General features: G+C 72.2%; 14 protein-coding genes. 8 read left to right on the top strand and 6 right to left on the bottom strand.

Annotated features, from left to right (window positions below):
* From infB to truB, 4 genes are all read left to right on the top strand, one after another.
* The coding region (gene infB / locus ACFVNO_RS21280) for a translation initiation factor IF-2 (RefSeq protein WP_378895040.1) at positions 1-2,048 on the top strand (2,048 nt) is incomplete at its 5' end.
* An 87-nt stretch (positions 2,049-2,135) separates the two neighbouring features.
* Entirely contained in the window at positions 2,136-2,432 is a 297-nt protein-coding gene (locus tag ACFVNO_RS21275; RefSeq protein ID WP_220559399.1) for a DUF503 domain-containing protein, read from the top strand.
* A 2-nt stretch (positions 2,433-2,434) separates the two neighbouring features.
* Positions 2,435-2,884, top strand: coding sequence for a 30S ribosome-binding factor RbfA (gene rbfA, locus ACFVNO_RS21270; protein WP_355262285.1), 450 nt, complete (start codon positions 2,435-2,437; stop codon positions 2,882-2,884).
* A gap of 131 nt (positions 2,885-3,015) precedes the next feature.
* Positions 3,016-3,903: a tRNA pseudouridine(55) synthase TruB gene (gene truB, locus ACFVNO_RS21265; protein ID WP_355262282.1), complete on the top strand. Its 888-nt coding sequence runs from the start codon at positions 3,016-3,018 to the stop codon at positions 3,901-3,903.
* A gap of 169 nt (positions 3,904-4,072) precedes the next feature.
* Here truB and ACFVNO_RS21260 read toward each other — a convergent pair whose 3' ends face one another.
* The gene (locus ACFVNO_RS21260) at positions 4,073-4,930 is read right to left on the bottom strand and encodes an alpha/beta fold hydrolase (protein WP_378895036.1); all 858 of its coding nucleotides are present in this window, start codon (positions 4,928-4,930) and stop codon (positions 4,073-4,075) included.
* Positions 4,931-5,131: 201 nt separating this feature from the next.
* Here ACFVNO_RS21260 and ACFVNO_RS21255 point away from each other — a divergent pair, with 201 nt between their 5' ends.
* The 4 genes from ACFVNO_RS21255 to ACFVNO_RS21240 all read left to right on the top strand — a co-directional run bounded on the left by ACFVNO_RS21255 (position 5,132) and on the right by ACFVNO_RS21240 (position 10,653).
* Positions 5,132-6,079 carry a bifunctional riboflavin kinase/FAD synthetase gene (locus tag ACFVNO_RS21255; RefSeq protein ID WP_378895033.1) on the top strand — a complete coding sequence of 316 codons (948 nt, stop codon included), beginning with the start codon at positions 5,132-5,134 and terminating at the stop codon, positions 6,077-6,079.
* A gap of 254 nt (positions 6,080-6,333) precedes the next feature.
* The gene (rpsO, locus tag ACFVNO_RS21250; protein WP_220559404.1) at positions 6,334-6,603 is read left to right on the top strand and encodes a 30S ribosomal protein S15; all 270 of its coding nucleotides are present in this window, start codon (positions 6,334-6,336) and stop codon (positions 6,601-6,603) included.
* Positions 6,604-6,905: 302 nt separating this feature from the next.
* Complete coding sequence (locus ACFVNO_RS21245; RefSeq protein WP_220559405.1) at positions 6,906-9,212, top strand: polyribonucleotide nucleotidyltransferase; 2,307 nt, start codon at positions 6,906-6,908, stop codon at positions 9,210-9,212.
* A gap of 106 nt (positions 9,213-9,318) precedes the next feature.
* The gene (locus tag ACFVNO_RS21240; RefSeq protein WP_355262272.1) at positions 9,319-10,653 is read left to right on the top strand and encodes a pitrilysin family protein; all 1,335 of its coding nucleotides are present in this window, start codon (positions 9,319-9,321) and stop codon (positions 10,651-10,653) included.
* A gap of 66 nt (positions 10,654-10,719) precedes the next feature.
* On the opposite strand, the gene ACFVNO_RS21235 is transcribed toward ACFVNO_RS21240, so the two are convergent.
* The 5 genes from ACFVNO_RS21235 to ACFVNO_RS21215 form a co-directional block, all read right to left on the bottom strand.
* Positions 10,720-11,925 carry a Dyp-type peroxidase gene (locus ACFVNO_RS21235; RefSeq protein WP_378895028.1) on the bottom strand — a complete coding sequence of 402 codons (1,206 nt, stop codon included), beginning with the start codon at positions 11,923-11,925 and terminating at the stop codon, positions 10,720-10,722.
* Entirely contained in the window at positions 11,925-12,506 is a 582-nt protein-coding gene (locus tag ACFVNO_RS21230) for a copper chaperone PCu(A)C (protein WP_378895025.1), read from the bottom strand. The genes ACFVNO_RS21235 and ACFVNO_RS21230 overlap by 1 nt, the downstream gene beginning before the upstream one ends.
* 119 nt (positions 12,507-12,625) lie before the next feature.
* On the bottom strand, positions 12,626-13,099 hold the full coding sequence (locus ACFVNO_RS21225) for an Hsp20/alpha crystallin family protein (RefSeq protein WP_355262263.1): 474 nt from the start codon (positions 13,097-13,099) through the stop codon (positions 12,626-12,628).
* 15 nt (positions 13,100-13,114) lie between these two features.
* Positions 13,115-14,677 carry a BCCT family transporter gene (locus ACFVNO_RS21220; RefSeq protein ID WP_355262260.1) on the bottom strand — a complete coding sequence of 521 codons (1,563 nt, stop codon included), beginning with the start codon at positions 14,675-14,677 and terminating at the stop codon, positions 13,115-13,117.
* A 237-nt stretch (positions 14,678-14,914) separates the two neighbouring features.
* A complete protein-coding gene (locus ACFVNO_RS21215) occupies positions 14,915-15,406 on the bottom strand; it encodes a MarR family winged helix-turn-helix transcriptional regulator (protein ID WP_378895020.1) in 492 nt (163 codons plus the stop codon).
* Positions 15,407-15,470 lie beyond the last annotated feature (64 nt).

Here is a 15,470-nt window from a genome sequence, read left to right as displayed (position 1 = left end):
GCGGCGCCCCCGCGGGTGCCGGCGGTCCGCGTCCCGGCGGCGGCGGTGGCGGCGGTCGTCCCGGCGGCGGCGGTGGCTTCGGCGGCCGTCCCGGCGGCGGTGGCCGCGGTCGCGGCGGCGGCACGGCCGGTGCGTTCGGCCGTCCGGGCGGTCGTCCCGGGCGTGCCCGCAAGTCCAAGAAGCAGCGGCGCCAGGAGTTCAACGACCTCCAGGCCCCGTCGTTCGGCGGCGTCAAGATCCCGAGCGGCAACGACCAGGTCATCCGCCTGTCCCGCGGCGCTTCGCTGTCCGACTTCGGCGACAAGATCGACGTCAACCCGGCGTCGCTGGTCCAGGTGCTGATGCACCTGGGCGAGATGGTCACCGCGACCCAGTCCCTGCCGGACGAGACCCTGGTGCTGCTGGGCGAGGAGCTCAAGTACCGCATCGAGGTCGTCAGCCCGGAGGACGAGGACCGCGAGCTGCTGGAGTCCTTCTCCATCGAGTTCGGCGAGGACGACGGCACCGAAGAGGACCTGCGTCCCCGTCCGCCCGTGGTCACCGTCATGGGCCACGTCGACCACGGTAAGACCCGACTGCTGGACACCATCCGCAAGACCAACGTCGTGAGCGGCGAGGCCGGCGGTATCACCCAGCACATCGGTGCCTACCAGGTCGCCACCGAGGTGGACGGCGAAGAGCGCAAGATCACCTTCATCGACACCCCCGGTCACGAGGCGTTCACCGCCATGCGTGCCCGCGGTGCGAAGGTCACCGACATCGCGGTCCTGGTGGTCGCGGCCGACGACGGCGTCAAGCCGCAGACGGCCGAGGCCATCGACCACGCCAAGGCGGCCGAGGTGCCGATCGTGGTGGCGGTCAACAAGATCGACGTCGAGGGCGCCGACCCCCAGCGGGTCCGCGCGCAGCTCACCGAGTACGGCCTGGTGGCCGAGGAGTACGGCGGCGACGTCCAGTTCGTGGACATCTCCGCTCTCCGCGGCACCAACATCGACGCCCTGCTCGAGTCGATCGTGCTGACGTCCGACGCGGCCCTGGACCTCCAGGCCAACCCGGACATGGACGCGCAGGGTCTGGCCATCGAGGCCTACCTGGACCGCGGCCGCGGCTCCACGGCCACGGTGCTGGTCCAGCGCGGCACGCTCAACGTCGGCGACTCGATCGTCTGCGGCGACGCCTACGGCCGCGTCCGCGCCATGCTCGACGAGCACGGCCAGAACGTGCAGAGCGCCGAGCCGTCCCGTCCGGTGCAGGTGCTGGGTCTGACCAACGTTCCCAGCGCCGGCGACAGCTTCCTGGTCGTCAAGGACGACCGGGTGGCCCGCCAGATCGCGCAGCAGCGCGAGGCGCGCGAGCGCTTCGCCCAGCAGGCGCGGTCGGCCCGCCGTGTCACCTTCGAGACCTGGCAGGACCACCTCAAGGAGGGCGAGCGCTCCGAGCTGCTCCTGCTCATCAAGGGTGACATGTCCGGTTCGGTCGAGGCGCTCGAGGAGTCGCTGCTCAAGATCGACGCGGGTGGCGAAGAGGTCAACATCCGGGTCATCGGGCGCGGTGTCGGTGCGATCACGCAGAACGACATCAACCTGGCGGCCTCCGCCGACGCCATCATCATCGGCTTCAACGTTCGGCCCGAGGGCAAGAACAGCGAGCTCGCCGACCGCATGGGCGTCGACATCCGCTACTACTCGGTCATCTACCAGGCCATCGACGAGGTCGAAGCCGCCGTCAAGGGTCTCCTCAAGCCCATCTACGAGGAGGTCAAGCTCGGTTCGGCCGAGATCCGCGAGGTCTTCAAGGTGCCCCGGATCGGCAACATCGCCGGTTCGATCGTCCGCGACGGCATCATCCGCCGCAACTCCAAGGCGCGGCTCATCCGCGACGGGGTCGTCATCTCCGAGAACCTCACGGTGGACTCGCTCCGCCGGTTCAAGGACGACGCGACCGAGGTCCGCGAGGGCTTCGAGTGCGGTATCGGTGTCGGCTACAACGACATCCGCATCGAGGACGTCATCGAGACGTACGAGATGCAGGAGAAGCCCCGCGACTAGGAGTCGCGAGGCCTGATCCACCGGGGCCCCGGACACGAGCTGTCCGGGGCCCCGCCTTTGACGGTTCACAACACCACAGGTGATCACTTGTACGTTGGGGCGCTGACCCTGGACGTCCTTCTGGGCGACGTCCACTCGCTCAAACAGAAGCGTTCGGTGGTGCGGCCGGTCATCGCCGAGCTGCGCCGCAAGTTCTCGGTGTCGGTCTCCGAGGTGGGAGAGCACGACCTGTACCGTCGCGCCAAGATCGGCGTCGCGGTGGTCGCCCCCACGGCGGCCCACGCCCGGGAGCAGATGGACACCTGCGAGCGCTTCGTCGCGGGCCGTCCCGAACTGGAGCTGCTGTCCGCCAGGCAGCGGCTCTTCAACGAAGAGGAAGACTGACCATGGTTGACGCCGCACGCGCGCGCAAGATCGCCGACCGCATCCAGCGCATCGTCGCCGAGATGCTGGACCGACGGATCAAGGACCCGCGCCTGGGATTCGTCACCGTGACCGACGCGCGCATCACCGCCGACCTGCGGGACGCCACGGTGTACTACACGGTGTTCGGCAGCGCCGAGGACCGGGCCGCCTCCGCCGCGGCGCTGGAGAGCGCCAAGGGCCTCATCCGCAGCGAGGTGGGCAGGCAGACCGGCATCCGGCACACGCCGAGCCTGACCTTCGTCATCGATGAGGTGCAGGAGAACGCCCAGCACATCGAGGAGCTGCTGGTCAAGGCGCGGCAGTCGGACGCCGAGGTGGCCCAGCGGGCCACCGGCGCCAGCCCGGCGGGCGAGGCCGACCCCTACAAGGCGCCGCGTGAGGCCGAGGACGACGACGAGGACGAGGAGTAGCCCTCCCGTCCCGTGCCGCGGGGAGACCGCGGCCGGAGACGCCGGCCGGGGACCCTCCGGTCCCCGCCGCACGGGCGGCGGCGCTGCGCCGCCGCCCGTTCCCCTTTCCCGACCCCTTCCCGAGGAGACCGATGGCCGAGAGCGGCGTCGTGGTGATCGACAAACCCGCCGACTGGACCTCGCACGACGTGGTCGCCAAGACCCGCGGGCTGGCCCGGACGCGCCGGGTCGGACACGCGGGCACCCTGGACCCGATGGCCACCGGTGTCCTGGTGCTGGGGATCGAGAAGGGCACCAAGCTCCTGGGCCACCTCACCCTGACGGAGAAGGCGTACGACGCCACCCTCCGGCTGGGGCTCACCACCAACACCGACGACGCCGAGGGCGAGCCGGGGGAGCGGGTGGACGCCTCGGGGGTGGCCGACGAGGCCGTCCACGAGGCGGTGCGGGCGCTCACCGGGGAGATCATGCAGGTCCCGCCGCAGGTCAGCGCGATCAAGGTGGACGGCGTGCGGGCCTACAAGTCGGCGCGGAAGGGTCAGGAGGTCGAGCTGAAGGCCCGCCCGGTCACCGTCTCCGCGTTCGAGGTCACCGGCATCCGCCGGGTGTCCGACGAGGCGGGGACGTTCGTGGACGTGGACGCCTCCGTCGTCTGCTCCAGCGGCACCTACATCCGGTCCCTGGCCCGCGACGCGGGCGCCGCCCTGGGCGTCGGCGGCCACCTGACGGCGCTGCGCCGCACCCGGGTGGGCCCCTACGACCTGGCGCAGGCGCGCACCCTGGACCAGCTTGCGGAGGAGTTCACCCAGGTCCCGCTGGCGGAGGCGGTCGCCGCGGCCTTCCCGTCGCGCGCGCTCACCGAGGAGGAGACCCGGCGGGTGCGGCACGGCAACCGGATCGACCCCACCGACCAGGGGCGGGGGCCCATCGGCCTGTTCGCCCCCGACGGCCGGGTGATCGCGCTGGCGGAGAACCGCCGCGACCACATGAAGCCCCTGGTGGTCTTCGAACCCGCCTAGTCCGTGTTCCTTTGAACCTCCGCTGCGCTTCGGCCCGCCCGTCGCCCGCCACCGCCCTCAACGGACGGCCTACGGCCGCGGGCTTTCCTCGAGGACCGCTCCTCCGGCGCCTCCCACCGGGGGCCTCGCGAACCCCCGGCGGCACAGGAGAGCGTTCAAAGAACAGGCATCAGACGGCGGGGACCTCGGCGAGGAAGCCGGCCAGGGCGGCGGTGAGTTCGGCGGGGCGCTCCACCGAGGGCACGTGCCCGGTGTCGGGCAGCTCCAGCAGCCGGGCGCCGGGGATCCCGGCGTGGTAGAGGTCGGCGACCTCCTGGATCTCGCGCACGTCGGACAGGCCCTTGACGACCAGGGCGGGCACGCCGACCTCGGCGAGCCGTCCGTTGGCCGGCGGGTCGATCCACTGCGGCGTGTTGGCCGGGGAGGACCACAGGCGGGCGAACAGCTCGCGCAGCATCAGCAGGCTCAGGTCCCAGGACTCCGGGGGGAGGTCCTCGGGGGAGCGGCCGGGGCCGGCCACCATGAACCGGGCCTGCGCCTGCGCCATCGCGGCCACGTCCGCGGGGTCGGGTTCGGCGTTCCCGGCCCGGTAGCGGGCCAGCCGCTCGGGCGGGACGGCGGGGCCGACGGCGGCGGCCGCCGCGTCCGTGAACGACTGCGGCCACCGGTGGCCGGACATCCCCGGGCAGACCAGGGCCAGGGCGCCGACCCGGTCGGGCGCGGCCAGCGCGGCGTCCACGGCGTGCGCGCCTCCGTACGACGCGCCCACCAGGGCGGCCCGGTCGATGTCCAGGGCGTCCATGAGGTCGAGCAGGTCGCGGTGGTGCTCCACCGGCCCCCCGTGGTCGGCGGAGCCGCCGACCCCGCGCCGGTCGTAGCGCACCACCCGGTGGTCCGCGGCCAGCGCGGCGAACTGGTGGTCCCACATGCGCCGGTCGGCCAAGCCCGCGTGCAGCAGCACCACGGCCGGTCCGTCGCCGGCCTCGTCGTAGGCGAGTCGGGTCGAGCCCGTGTCGATCATCGGCATCCGGGCAGGCTAACGACCCCTTCCGCTCCCTGTCGACCCCCTTCTCCCCACCGCAGAACCCCGGCGCCCCCGCCGCACGGCCCGTCCGGGCACGGGCGCCGCGGGGGGCTCGTGTCGGCGGGCGGGCGGCGGACGTGGCAGGCTTGGGGCGAGGGGGCCGCAGGGCCCTCCGCCTGGCCTCGTGACGAAGGGGAGTCGGACGTGCGGCGATGGGACGGGCCGGAGGGCGTGCCCTCCGGATGGGGGCGGTCCGTGGTGGCCGTCGGTGTCTTCGACGGTGTGCACCGGGGACACCGGGCCCTCCTGGCGACCGCGGTCGAACGGGGCCGGGAGCTGGACCTGCCGGTGGTCGTGGTGACCTTCGACCCGCACCCGGAGGCGGTGCTGCGCGGTGTGACCCCGCCGGTGCTCACGCCGGTGGAGCGGCGGATCGAGCTGCTCGGCGGGTACGGGGCGGACGCCGTGTGCGTCATGCCGTTCACCAAGGACCTTTCGGCGCGCACCCCCGAGGAGTTCGTGCGCGGCCTCCTGGTCGACCGGCTGCACGCCGCGGCCGTGGTGGTGGGCGAGGACTTCCGGTTCGGGCACCGGGCCGCCGGAGACGTGGCCGAGCTGGCCCGCCTGGGCGGGGAGTTCGGCTTCACGGCGGACGGGGTCGCGCTGGTCGCCGACGGGGAGGCCATCACCTCCACCCGGGTGCGCGGCCTGCTGGCCGGCGGCGACGTCGCCGGGGCCGCCGCGCTGCTGGGGCGCCCGCACCGGGTCGAGGGCGAGGTCGTGCACGGCGCCGCGCGCGGCCGCGAGCTGCTGGGCTTCCCCACCGCCAACATGGACCTGCCCCCCCACACCGCCGTCCCGGGCGACGGCGTGTACGCGGGCTGGCTGAGCCGGGTCGAGCCGGTCCCGGGCCGCGAGTCGCGCTGGCCCGCCGCGATCTCGGTGGGCACCAACCCCACCTTCGACGGCGCCGAGCGGACCGTGGAGTCCTACGCCCTGGACCGCGACGACCTGGAGCTGTACGGGGTGCGGATGACCGTGGACTTCACCGAGCGCATCCGCGGCCAGGAGCGGTTCGACCGGCTGGACGACCTCATCGTCGCGATGCGGCGCGACGTCGAGCGCTGCCGCGCCGTCCTGGGGGTCTCCTGAACCGGGGAGACCGCCCCCACGCTGCGTGCACGCCCGCGCCCTCCGTGTTTGCGGTAGGGTGGAGTCGTCCACGTGTGCCCCGCACGAGGTCACGGTAGCGTGACCCGAGGGGGAGCGCGATGTCCTCCCGCCGTCGGCGGGAGCCGCGCGGCACACCCGACGGTGACTGTTCGTACGCGTGGTCACCGCGTCTGACCCCGGTCCCTTCCGGCCGGGTTCGCCCTGCGTACCGAATCATTGAGAAAAGGAACGACGTGTCGATCGACGCCGCCACCAAAGAGAAGATCATCGCCGAGTACGCCACCGGCGAGGGCGACACCGGCTCCCCCGAGGTCCAGGTCGCGCTGCTCACGCACCGCATCACCGAGCTCACCGAGCACCTCAAGGACCACAAGCACGACCACCACAGCCGTCGCGGCCTGCTCCTGATGGTCGGCCGTCGCCGCCGTCTCCTCAAGTACATCGCCAAGCAGGACATCACCCGCTACCGCTCGCTGATCGAGCGCCTGGGCCTGCGCCGCTAGGACGTCGGAGGGAGCGGCTTCGGCCGCTCCCCCTTTCTTAGTAGGGTGTACGTGTCGGCGGTCACCGCCGCACCCGCACGCCAACTGAACAGAGACCACCCGCGCCCATCACTCCCTCGGCCGCAGAGTCGAGGCCGGTCCTCGGTAGTGGCCTCCGGAAGGTCCCGTCACGGGACCCCGTGGGCTTCGATCGATGACCGGCCGTCATCAACTCCGGGGCACGGACGCGGGGAACGAACACACGCGCCGGACCAGCGGGTCCGGTGCATCCCAACGCGAACACGTGTAGTAGGAGGTCGCCCATGGAGGGCGTTTACTCTGCCGAAGCCGTCATCGACAACGGCAAGTTCGGCACCCGTACCATCCGCTTCGAGACCGGTCGCCTGGCCCGCCAGGCCGCCGGTTCGGCGACGGTGTACCTGGACGACGAGACCGTCGTGCTGTCCGCCACCACCGCCTCGAAGCGCCCCAAGGACAACCTCGACTTCTTCCCGCTGACGGTGGACGTCGAGGAGCGCATGTACGCGGCCGGCCGCATCCCCGGCTCGTTCTTCCGGCGCGAGGGCCGTCCCTCCGAGGACGCCATCCTCACCTGCCGCCTGATCGACCGGCCGCTGCGCCCGTCGTTCAAGAAGGGCCTGCGCAACGAGATCCAGATCGTCGAGACGATCCTGGCCCTGCACCCGGACCACCTGTACGACGTCGTGGCCATCAACGCCGCCTCGATGTCCACCCAGATCGCCGGGCTGCCCTTCTCGGGTCCGATCGGCGGCGTGCGCGTCGCCCTGATCGACGGCCAGTGGGTCGGCTTCCCGACGCACTCGGAGCTGGACAACGCCACCTTCGACATGGTGGTCGCCGGCCGCGTCCTGGAGGACGGCGACGTCGCGATCATGATGGTCGAGGCCGAGTCCACGGTCCACACCCTCAAGCTGGTCGCCGAGGGCGCCGTCGGCCCCAACGAGCAGACGGTGGCCGAGGGCCTGGAGGCCGCCAAGCCCTTCATCAAGGTGCTGTGCCGCGCCCAGCAGGCCGTCGCGGACCAGACCAGCCGCGAGGAGGGCGAGTTCCCGATCTTCCTCGACTACGAGGACGACGTGTACTCCGCCGTCGACTCCGCCGTGCGCGAGGACCTGTCCAAGGCGCTGACCATCGCGGACAAGCAGGACCGCGAGGCCGAGCTGGACAAGGTCAAGGCCGCCGCGGCCGAGAAGCTCGCCGAGGACTTCGAGGGCCGCGAGAAGGAGGTCTCGGCCGCCTTCCGCTCGCTCACCAAGAACCTGATGCGCGAGCGCGTCCTGCGCGACAAGGTCCGCATCGACGGCCGCGGCCCCAAGGACATCCGCCCGCTGTCCGCCGAGGTCGGCGTGCTGCCGCGCGTCCACGGCTCGGCGCTCTTCGAGCGCGGTGAGACCCAGATCCTGGGCGTCACCACCCTGAACATGCTGCGCATGGAGCAGACGGTCGACACTCTCAACCCCGAGAAGACCAAGCGCTACATGCACAACTACAACTTCCCGCCCTACTCCACCGGTGAGACCGGCCGGGTGGGCTCGCCCAAGCGGCGCGAGATCGGGCACGGCGCCCTCGCCGAGCGCGCCCTGATCCCGGTCCTGCCCTCGCGCGAGGAGTTCCCGTACGCCATCCGCCAGGTCTCCGAGGCGCTGGGCTCCAACGGCTCCACCTCGATGGGCTCGGTCTGCGCCTCCACCATGGCCCTGCTGTCGGCCGGCGTGCCGCTCAAGGAGATGGTGTCCGGCATCGCCATGGGCCTGATCAGCGAGGGCGACGAGTTCGTCACCCTCACCGACATCCTCGGCGCCGAGGACGCGTTCGGCGACATGGACTTCAAGGTCGCCGGCACCCGTGAGCTCATCACGGCCCTGCAGCTCGACACCAAGCTCGACGGCATCCCCGCCGAGCAGCTGGCGCTCGCGCTCCAGCAGGCCCGCGGCGCGCGCCTGGCGATCCTCGACGTCATGCAGGAGGCCATCGAGCGTCCGGCCGAGATGAGCCCGAACGCTCCGCGCATCCTGACCGTCAAGGTCCCCGTCGACAAGATCGGCGAGGTCATCGGCCCCAAGGGCAAGATGATCAACTCGATCCAGGACGAGACCGGCGCCGAGATCACGATCGAGGACGACGGCACCATCTACATCGGTGCCACCGACGGCCCCTCGGCCGAGGCCGCCCGCGACACGATCAACCAGATCGCCAACCCGACGATGCCCGAGGTCGGCGACCGCTACCTGGGCACCGTCGTCAAGACCACGACGTTCGGCGCGTTCGTGTCGCTGCTGCCCGGCAAGGACGGCCTGCTGCACATCTCGCAGATCCGCAAGCTGCACGGCGGCAAGCGGATCGAGAACCTCGACGACGTGATCAGCATCGGCGAGAAGATCCAGGTCGAGATCCGCGAGATCGACGACCGCGGCAAGCTGTCGCTGGTCCCGGTCGAGGTCGTCGAGGCGGAGGCCGCCCAGGCGGCTCCGGCCGCTCCGGCCGAGGGCGACGCCCCGGCCGAGGCCGAGGACAAGGACGGCGACAACGGCGAGGGCGCCCCGCGCCGGCGCCGCCGCCGCTCGAGCAGCCGCTCCGAGAACACCTGATCCGCTCTGAACACGTGAGGGGGCGGTCGCACCGTGGGTGCGGCCGCCCCCACCGCGTATCCTCGGGCGGTAGGTCCCACGCACACGACGCGAAGAAGAAGGATTCATGAGTTCTGTCCCCATCGCCGCCGAGCAGGAGCCGGGCACGACCGTGACGCTGCTGGAAGCGGACGGCGGCTCCGGCCTGGTGCGCCGGACCGTGCTGCCCGGCGGACTGCGCGTGGTCACCGAGCACATCCCGGGCGGGCGCTCCGCCGCGTTCGGGATCTCGGCGACCACGGGCTCGCGCGACGAGGACGCCGCGCACGCCGGTTCGGCGCACTTCCTGGAGCACCTGCTGTTCAAGGGGACCCGGACCCGGTCGGCGCTGGAGATCTCCGCGCTGCTGGACGGGGTGGGCGCCGACCACAACGCCTACACCACCAAGGAGCACACCTGCTACTACGCGAAGGTGCTCGACCGCGACCTGCCGCTGGCCATCGACGTGGTCGGTGACATGGTCGCCAACTCGGTGCTGGACGAGGGCGAGGTGGAGACCGAGCGCGGCGTGATCCTGGAGGAGATCGCCATGTACGAGGACGAGCCCGCCGACCTGGTGGACGACGTCTACGCGGCGCACTTCTTCGGGGACACCCCGCTGGGGCGGCCGATCCTGGGCACCATCGACACCATCAAGGCGCTGCCCCGGGAGCGGATCGCCGAGCAGTACCGGGACGCCTACGTCCCCTCGGAGCTGATCGTCACGGCGGCCGGGAGCCTGGACCACGACCTGGTGGTGGAGCAGGTCCGGGAGATGTTCGCCGAGCGGCTGGCCGCCGCGGGCGACGCCCGCCCGGCGGGGCCGCGCATCGGCGGCGGCCCGGTCCCCACCTTCGGCGGCCAGGTGGTGCAGTCGCGCGACACCGAGCAGGCGCACATCATCCTGGGGTCGGAGGGCATCATGCGCACCGACCCGCGCTGGCACGCGCTGCGGCTGCTCAGCGCCGCCCTGGGCGGCGGCATGTCCTCGCGCCTGTTCCAGGAGGTGCGCGAGAAGCGCGGCCTGGCCTACGCGGTGCACGCCTACCACACCGGCTACGCCGACACCGGGACCTTCCAGATCTACGCGGGCTGCCTGCCGGAGAAGGCCGACGAGGTCATCGGGGTGTGCCGGGACGAGCTGGCCAAGGTGGCGGCGTCGGGGATCACCGACGAGGAGCTGCGCCGGGCCAAGGGGCAGATCCAGGGCTCCCTGGTGCTGGGCAGCGAGGGCACCAACGCCCGGATGGGCCGCCTGCTGGGGCACGAGCTGAACCACCCGCGCCACTTCTCCATCGACGAGGACCTGGCCCGGTTCGACGCCGTCACCGGCGCCGAGGTCGCAGAGGTCGCCGCCGAGCTGCTGTCGCGCCCGCGGGCGCTCGCGGTCATCGGCCCCTACGACGAGGGCCGCACCTTCTGACCTACCGGCCGGCCGTACGGGCCCGCACCCCGCACCGGGCGGGGCGCGGGCCCGCGGCGCGCCCGGTCAGCCTTCGAGCAGGGTGTCCCCGACGTAGCCGCCCTCGGCACAGCCCGGGGGGACGGCGAACACGGCCGAGCCGACGGCGGTGACCCACTCGTTGAGCAGGTCCAGCTCGTCCAGCCGGCGCTGGATGGGGACGAACTGGCGGACCGGGTCGGCCTGGTAGGAGGCGAACAGCAGCCCCGCCTCCGGGGTCCCGTGGTCGCGCAGGTCGTAGTTGTAGCCGCGCCGGAAGATCCGCTCCTCGGGGTCGTCGGTGCGGGAGCGGCGCACGTGGGCGAAGTCCGCGATCACGGTCAGCCCGGTGGCGTCGGTGGCCGCGAGGTCCACCTCGGCGTGCTCGCCGCCGCCGGTCAGCGGCGCCCCGTCGGCCAGGCGGCGGCCGATGACCGCCTCCCGGGCGGGCCGGTCCAGCTCGTCCCAGGTGTCCAGGTGGGTCTCGATGCGCCGCAGCACCAGCCCGGTGCCCCCGGAGAGCCAGGCCGGTCCGGTCTCCCGCCACACCAGGTGGTCGAAGTCGGCGGTCCCCGGGCGCGGGTTGACCGTCCCGTCCACCTGGCCCATGAGGTTGCGCATGGTGGTGCCGTCGGCCTCGGAGCCGTGGGCGCGCCGGAACCCGCTCTGGGTCCACCGGGGCTCGGTGAAGGCGCGCGCGTCCTTGCCGAGCATCCGCACCGCGTGCGCCACCGTCACCGGGTCGTCGGCGCACACCTGGACGAGCAGGTCGGCCTGGCCCCAGCGCGGGTCCAGGTCGTCGTGGTCGAACTCCGGGAGCGGCCGCAGCCAGTCGGGCACGGCGTCCGGGTCCACCCGCTCCACCAGGCCCGGGCCGAACCCGAACGTGACGGTCAGGCCCGCCGGGACGGTCGCCAGCTCGGGTTCGGTGTCGGCCAGGGCCGGCTCGCCCCGGGTCAGGCGGGCGGCGTCGTCGCTGAGCAGCCGCATCAGCCGGCGCACCCCCTCGGCGTCCACGTCCCGGCCCAGGTCGAAGGCGGTGAACGCGGCGTGCGCCTGCGGCGGGGTCTCCACCCCGGCCTGGCGGGGCCCGTGGAAGGGCACGGTCCGCTCCCCGTTGAGGGGGAGCGCGGCGGCCTGCGGCGCGGTCGGCGCGCCGGCCGCCCAGCGGTGGGCCAGCGCTCCGCCGACCGCTCCCGCGCCGGCCGCCGCGCCGCCCAGGAGCAGGCCGCGTCTGCTGACGGTCCGGTCCATCAGTGGTCCCCGCCGTCCCCGTGGTCCCCTCCGCCGTGGCCGCCGCCCTCGTACTCCTCGTTGGCCCCCGCGTACTCCTTCACCGGGGCGGTGAACTCCGCCGTCGACCCGTCGGCGAACTCCACCGTGACGGTGGCCTCCGTGCCCGCTTCCAGGTCCTCCGTGAGGCCCATCAGCATGATGTGGTCGCCGCCGGGCGCCAGGGTGCGGGTGCCCCGGGGCTCCACGGGGAACCCGCCGTCGATCTCGCGCATGGTGGCTTCGGCGCCCTCGGTGACGACCTCGTGCAGTTCGACCGTCTCCGCCGCCGGGTGCTCGGCCGCCACGATGACGATCTCCGCGTCGGAGCCGTTGGCCACCTCGCCGAACACGGCGGTCATCCCCTCCTCGGCGGTGACGGCCTTGACCCAGGGGTCGGTGATCGAGAAGGCCTCCGCCTGCTCCGCCGCAGGAGAGGGCGGGGCGGACTCCGCGGCCGCGTCCCGGGGCGTGTCGGCCGGGGTCCCCGTGCCGCAGGCGGTGAGGGCGAGGCCGAGCACGGCCGCGATCGGCAGGGCGCGGGCGGTGCGGGTGTACTGCATCGTTCCTCCGATTCGGGGCCGTACCGGAGACGGCCCTTCCGTAATCGGAGTCGTCGTGCGGGGGCGGGCGGTTCCCGCCGGTTCCGGGCGGCGGCGCCCGGGAGGCGCCGCCGCCCGGCTCAGGAGCCCCGTTTGCGCCTGCGGACGGAGATCGTCTTGGGCGCGGCGGCGTTGGCCGCGCCGCGCACCACCACCTCCAGCAGGCCCTCCCCGTAGGAGGCCTCCACGTCGCGTTCGCTGACCCCCTCGGGCAGGGTGATCTCGCGGCGGAAGGTGCCCATGAACCGCTCCGACGAGTAGTAGACGACCGTCCCCTCCTCGTCGCGCCTGCGCTCCCCGCTGATGGTGAGGACCCCGTGGTTGAAGCTGACGGCGACGTCCTCCTCGTACACCCCGGGCACCTCGCAGCGGACGACCAGGTCCTCGCCGCGGGCGAGGATGTCGGTGGGCGGGCTCCAGGCGTCGGCGTAGCCGCGTTCGCGCAGGCCCGTCTGGCTGGTCTCGATCGACGCCATGGCGTCGGAGACACGGTTCATCTCGGTGATCATGTCCACGACCCCGTGGAAGGGGTTGGTGAACTTCTTCGGTGCCATCGCGGGCCCCTTCTGCTAGCGGCCGCCGGGCGGGCGGTAGGACGGCATCTGGTCCTCGGGTTCGTACACGATCTTGGGCCCGTGCCTGCGGGGCTCGTCCTTGAGCGCCTTGGCCAGCCCCCAGCACATGAACAGCAGGATCACCGCGAACGGGAGCCCGGTGACCACCGCCGCCGCCTGGAGCGCGGAGAGGGCGTCGGCCCCGCCCAGGACCAGCAGGACCAGGGTCACGGCGCCCTCGCTGATGGCCCAGAACGCGCGCTGGGCCTTGAGGGGGTTGGGGTCGCCCCCGTTGGTGAGCGTGTCCACGACGAGGGAGCCGGAGTCGGAGGAGGTGATGAAGAAGACCGCCACCACGATGATCAGCAGGACCGAGATGATCACGCCCGCGACCTGGCCCAGGGGCAGCAGCTCGATGAGCCGGAACGCCCGGTCCTCCTCCGCCAGGGCGTTGAGCCCGCCGCCCTCGAACAGGTCGTAGTACAGGCCGGAGCCGCCGAACACCCCGAACCACAGGACCGAGACGATGACCGGTGCGAACAGCGCGCCGATGACGAACTCCCGGATGGTCCGCCCGTAGGAGACGCGGGCCAGGAAGATGCCGACGAACGGCGCCCAGGAGATCCACCAGCCCCAGTAGAAGATGCTCCACGTGGTGGTCCAGCTCGCGGCCTGCTCGTCCATCAGAGAGCTGGGGAAGGACAGGCTCCACGGGACGAGGTTGTCCAGGTACTCGCCCAGGCCCGTGGTGGTGATGCTGATGATCCACAGCTTGGGCCCGAACAGGAAGACGATCAGCATCAGCGCGATCGCCAGCCACAGGTTGATCACCGACAGGCGGCGGATGCCCTTGTCGATCCCGGCCAGGACGCTGAGCAGGGCGATGCCGGTGATGACGATGATGAGCACGGAGTGGACGAGCGAGTTCGACTCGATGCCGAAGACGTGCTGGATGCCGCCGCCGATCTGGAGGGTGCCCAGGCCCAGCGACGTGGCCAGGCCGAAGATCGTGCCGAAGACCGCGAGGATGTCCACGAGGTTGCCGGGCCAGCCGAACGCACGGTCGCCCAGGAGCGGGTAGAGCGCGGAGGCGGGGCGCAGCGGCAGCCCCTTGCGGAACGTGAAGTAGCCGAGCGAGACGCCCAGGGCGATGTAGATCGCCCAGGGGTGGAAGCTCCAGTGGAAGAAGCTCAGGGCCATGGCCTCGCCGGCGGCCTCGACGTGCGGGGCGCCGTCCTCGCCGGGCAGGAACGCGGCCGTCCGGGGCCAGTGCAGGTGGTGGATGGGCTCGGAGACGCCCCAGAACACCAGGCCGATGCCCATGCCCGTCGTGAAGAGCATGGCGAACCAGGCGACGGTCCCGAACTCGGGCCGGGAGTCGTCCGGGCCCAGCCGGATGTTGCCGTACCTGCTGAACATCAGGAACAGGGCCAGGCCGAGGAAGAACGTGGTGGCGAGCACGTACAGCCACCCCAGCCTGGTCCCGATCCAGTCCCGGGTCGCCGTCGCAGCGTCCAGGAGGGGGTCGGTGAACACGATGCCCAGGACCACGAAGGCGAGGATGACGATCCCGGACACCGCGAAGACCGCGGGGTTGGTGTGCTCTCGGATGTAGGTGCGCAGGGTCGAGATGACGACTCCTCCCCAACCTCGGCGGGGGTCCCCGGGTGGAGTGTCGGCCGGGTGCGAAGCCGGATACGGACTGGTCTGTCGGCATCGTAAGAGCGGTTCCGGGGCGGGGCGGTGAGCCGCGCGGGTGCGGAGGGTCGGTGACGGATCACCGCAGAGGTGGACGGATCAGGAGGAAAGGGGTGCTCAGGGCGCTTCGGCGAGCCCGTCCAGGGTGCGGCCGACCCGGCCCAGCCAGTCGACGATGACGGCCAGTTCGTCGTTGGTGTAGCCCTCGTGCAGCGCGGTCATGGCGGCGCGCATCCCGGGGGCGGTCTCGGGCGCCCGGAGTTCGGCGCTCTCGGTGAGGCGCACGGCGACCTTGCGCCGGTCCTCGGGGTGCCGGGTGCGCTCGACCAGGCCGTGGGCCTCCATCCGGTCGATCACGCCGGTGACCGAGCCGGTGGACAGGCACAGACTGGAGGCGATCTCTCCGGGTGTCATCGTGCCCGCGACCCGCAGCAGCGTGTAGCACTGGAAGTCGGTGGGGTTCATCCCGGAGCGGTCGGCCATCCGGTGCAGGAGCTTGATGAGCCGGACGGCGAGCATCTGCCCGTCGTTCTGGAGGGACCGGTAGTGGCCGAACCTCACCGAGGCCTCGTCGGGCCCGGTGGGGGAGGTGGTCGACACGGTGTCCACGGTTCCTCTCTCCCCGGTGTTCGGACTTCGGTCACTCCGAGTCTACGGCCAACGGAACCCCCGG

The sequence above is a fragment of the Nocardiopsis sp. NPDC057823 genome, assembly GCF_042797335.1.
Taxonomy (GTDB): Bacteria; Actinomycetota; Actinomycetes; order Streptosporangiales; family Streptosporangiaceae; genus Nocardiopsis; species Nocardiopsis changdeensis.
Note: the sequence above shows the minus strand (reverse complement) of the source record. Positions and strands in the feature narration are given on the sequence as shown.

What these genes read in the sequence shown, in the direction of transcription:
- rbfA (WP_355262285.1), top strand. Translation starts at nt 2,435, where the DNA reads ATGGTTGACGCCGCACGCGCGCGCAAGATCGCCGACCGCATCCAGCGC.
- truB (WP_355262282.1), top strand. Translation starts at nt 3,016, where the DNA reads ATGGCCGAGAGCGGCGTCGTGGTGATCGACAAACCCGCCGACTGGACC.
- ACFVNO_RS21260 (WP_378895036.1), bottom strand. Translation starts at nt 4,930, where the DNA reads ATGCCGATGATCGACACGGGCTCGACCCGACTCGCCTACGACGAGGCC.
- ACFVNO_RS21245 (WP_220559405.1), top strand. Translation starts at nt 6,906, where the DNA reads ATGGAGGGCGTTTACTCTGCCGAAGCCGTCATCGACAACGGCAAGTTC.
- ACFVNO_RS21240 (WP_355262272.1), top strand. Translation starts at nt 9,319, where the DNA reads ATGAGTTCTGTCCCCATCGCCGCCGAGCAGGAGCCGGGCACGACCGTG.
- ACFVNO_RS21235 (WP_378895028.1), bottom strand. Translation starts at nt 11,925, where the DNA reads ATGGACCGGACCGTCAGCAGACGCGGCCTGCTCCTGGGCGGCGCGGCG.
- ACFVNO_RS21230 (WP_378895025.1), bottom strand. Translation starts at nt 12,506, where the DNA reads ATGCAGTACACCCGCACCGCCCGCGCCCTGCCGATCGCGGCCGTGCTC.
- ACFVNO_RS21225 (WP_355262263.1), bottom strand. Translation starts at nt 13,099, where the DNA reads ATGGCACCGAAGAAGTTCACCAACCCCTTCCACGGGGTCGTGGACATG.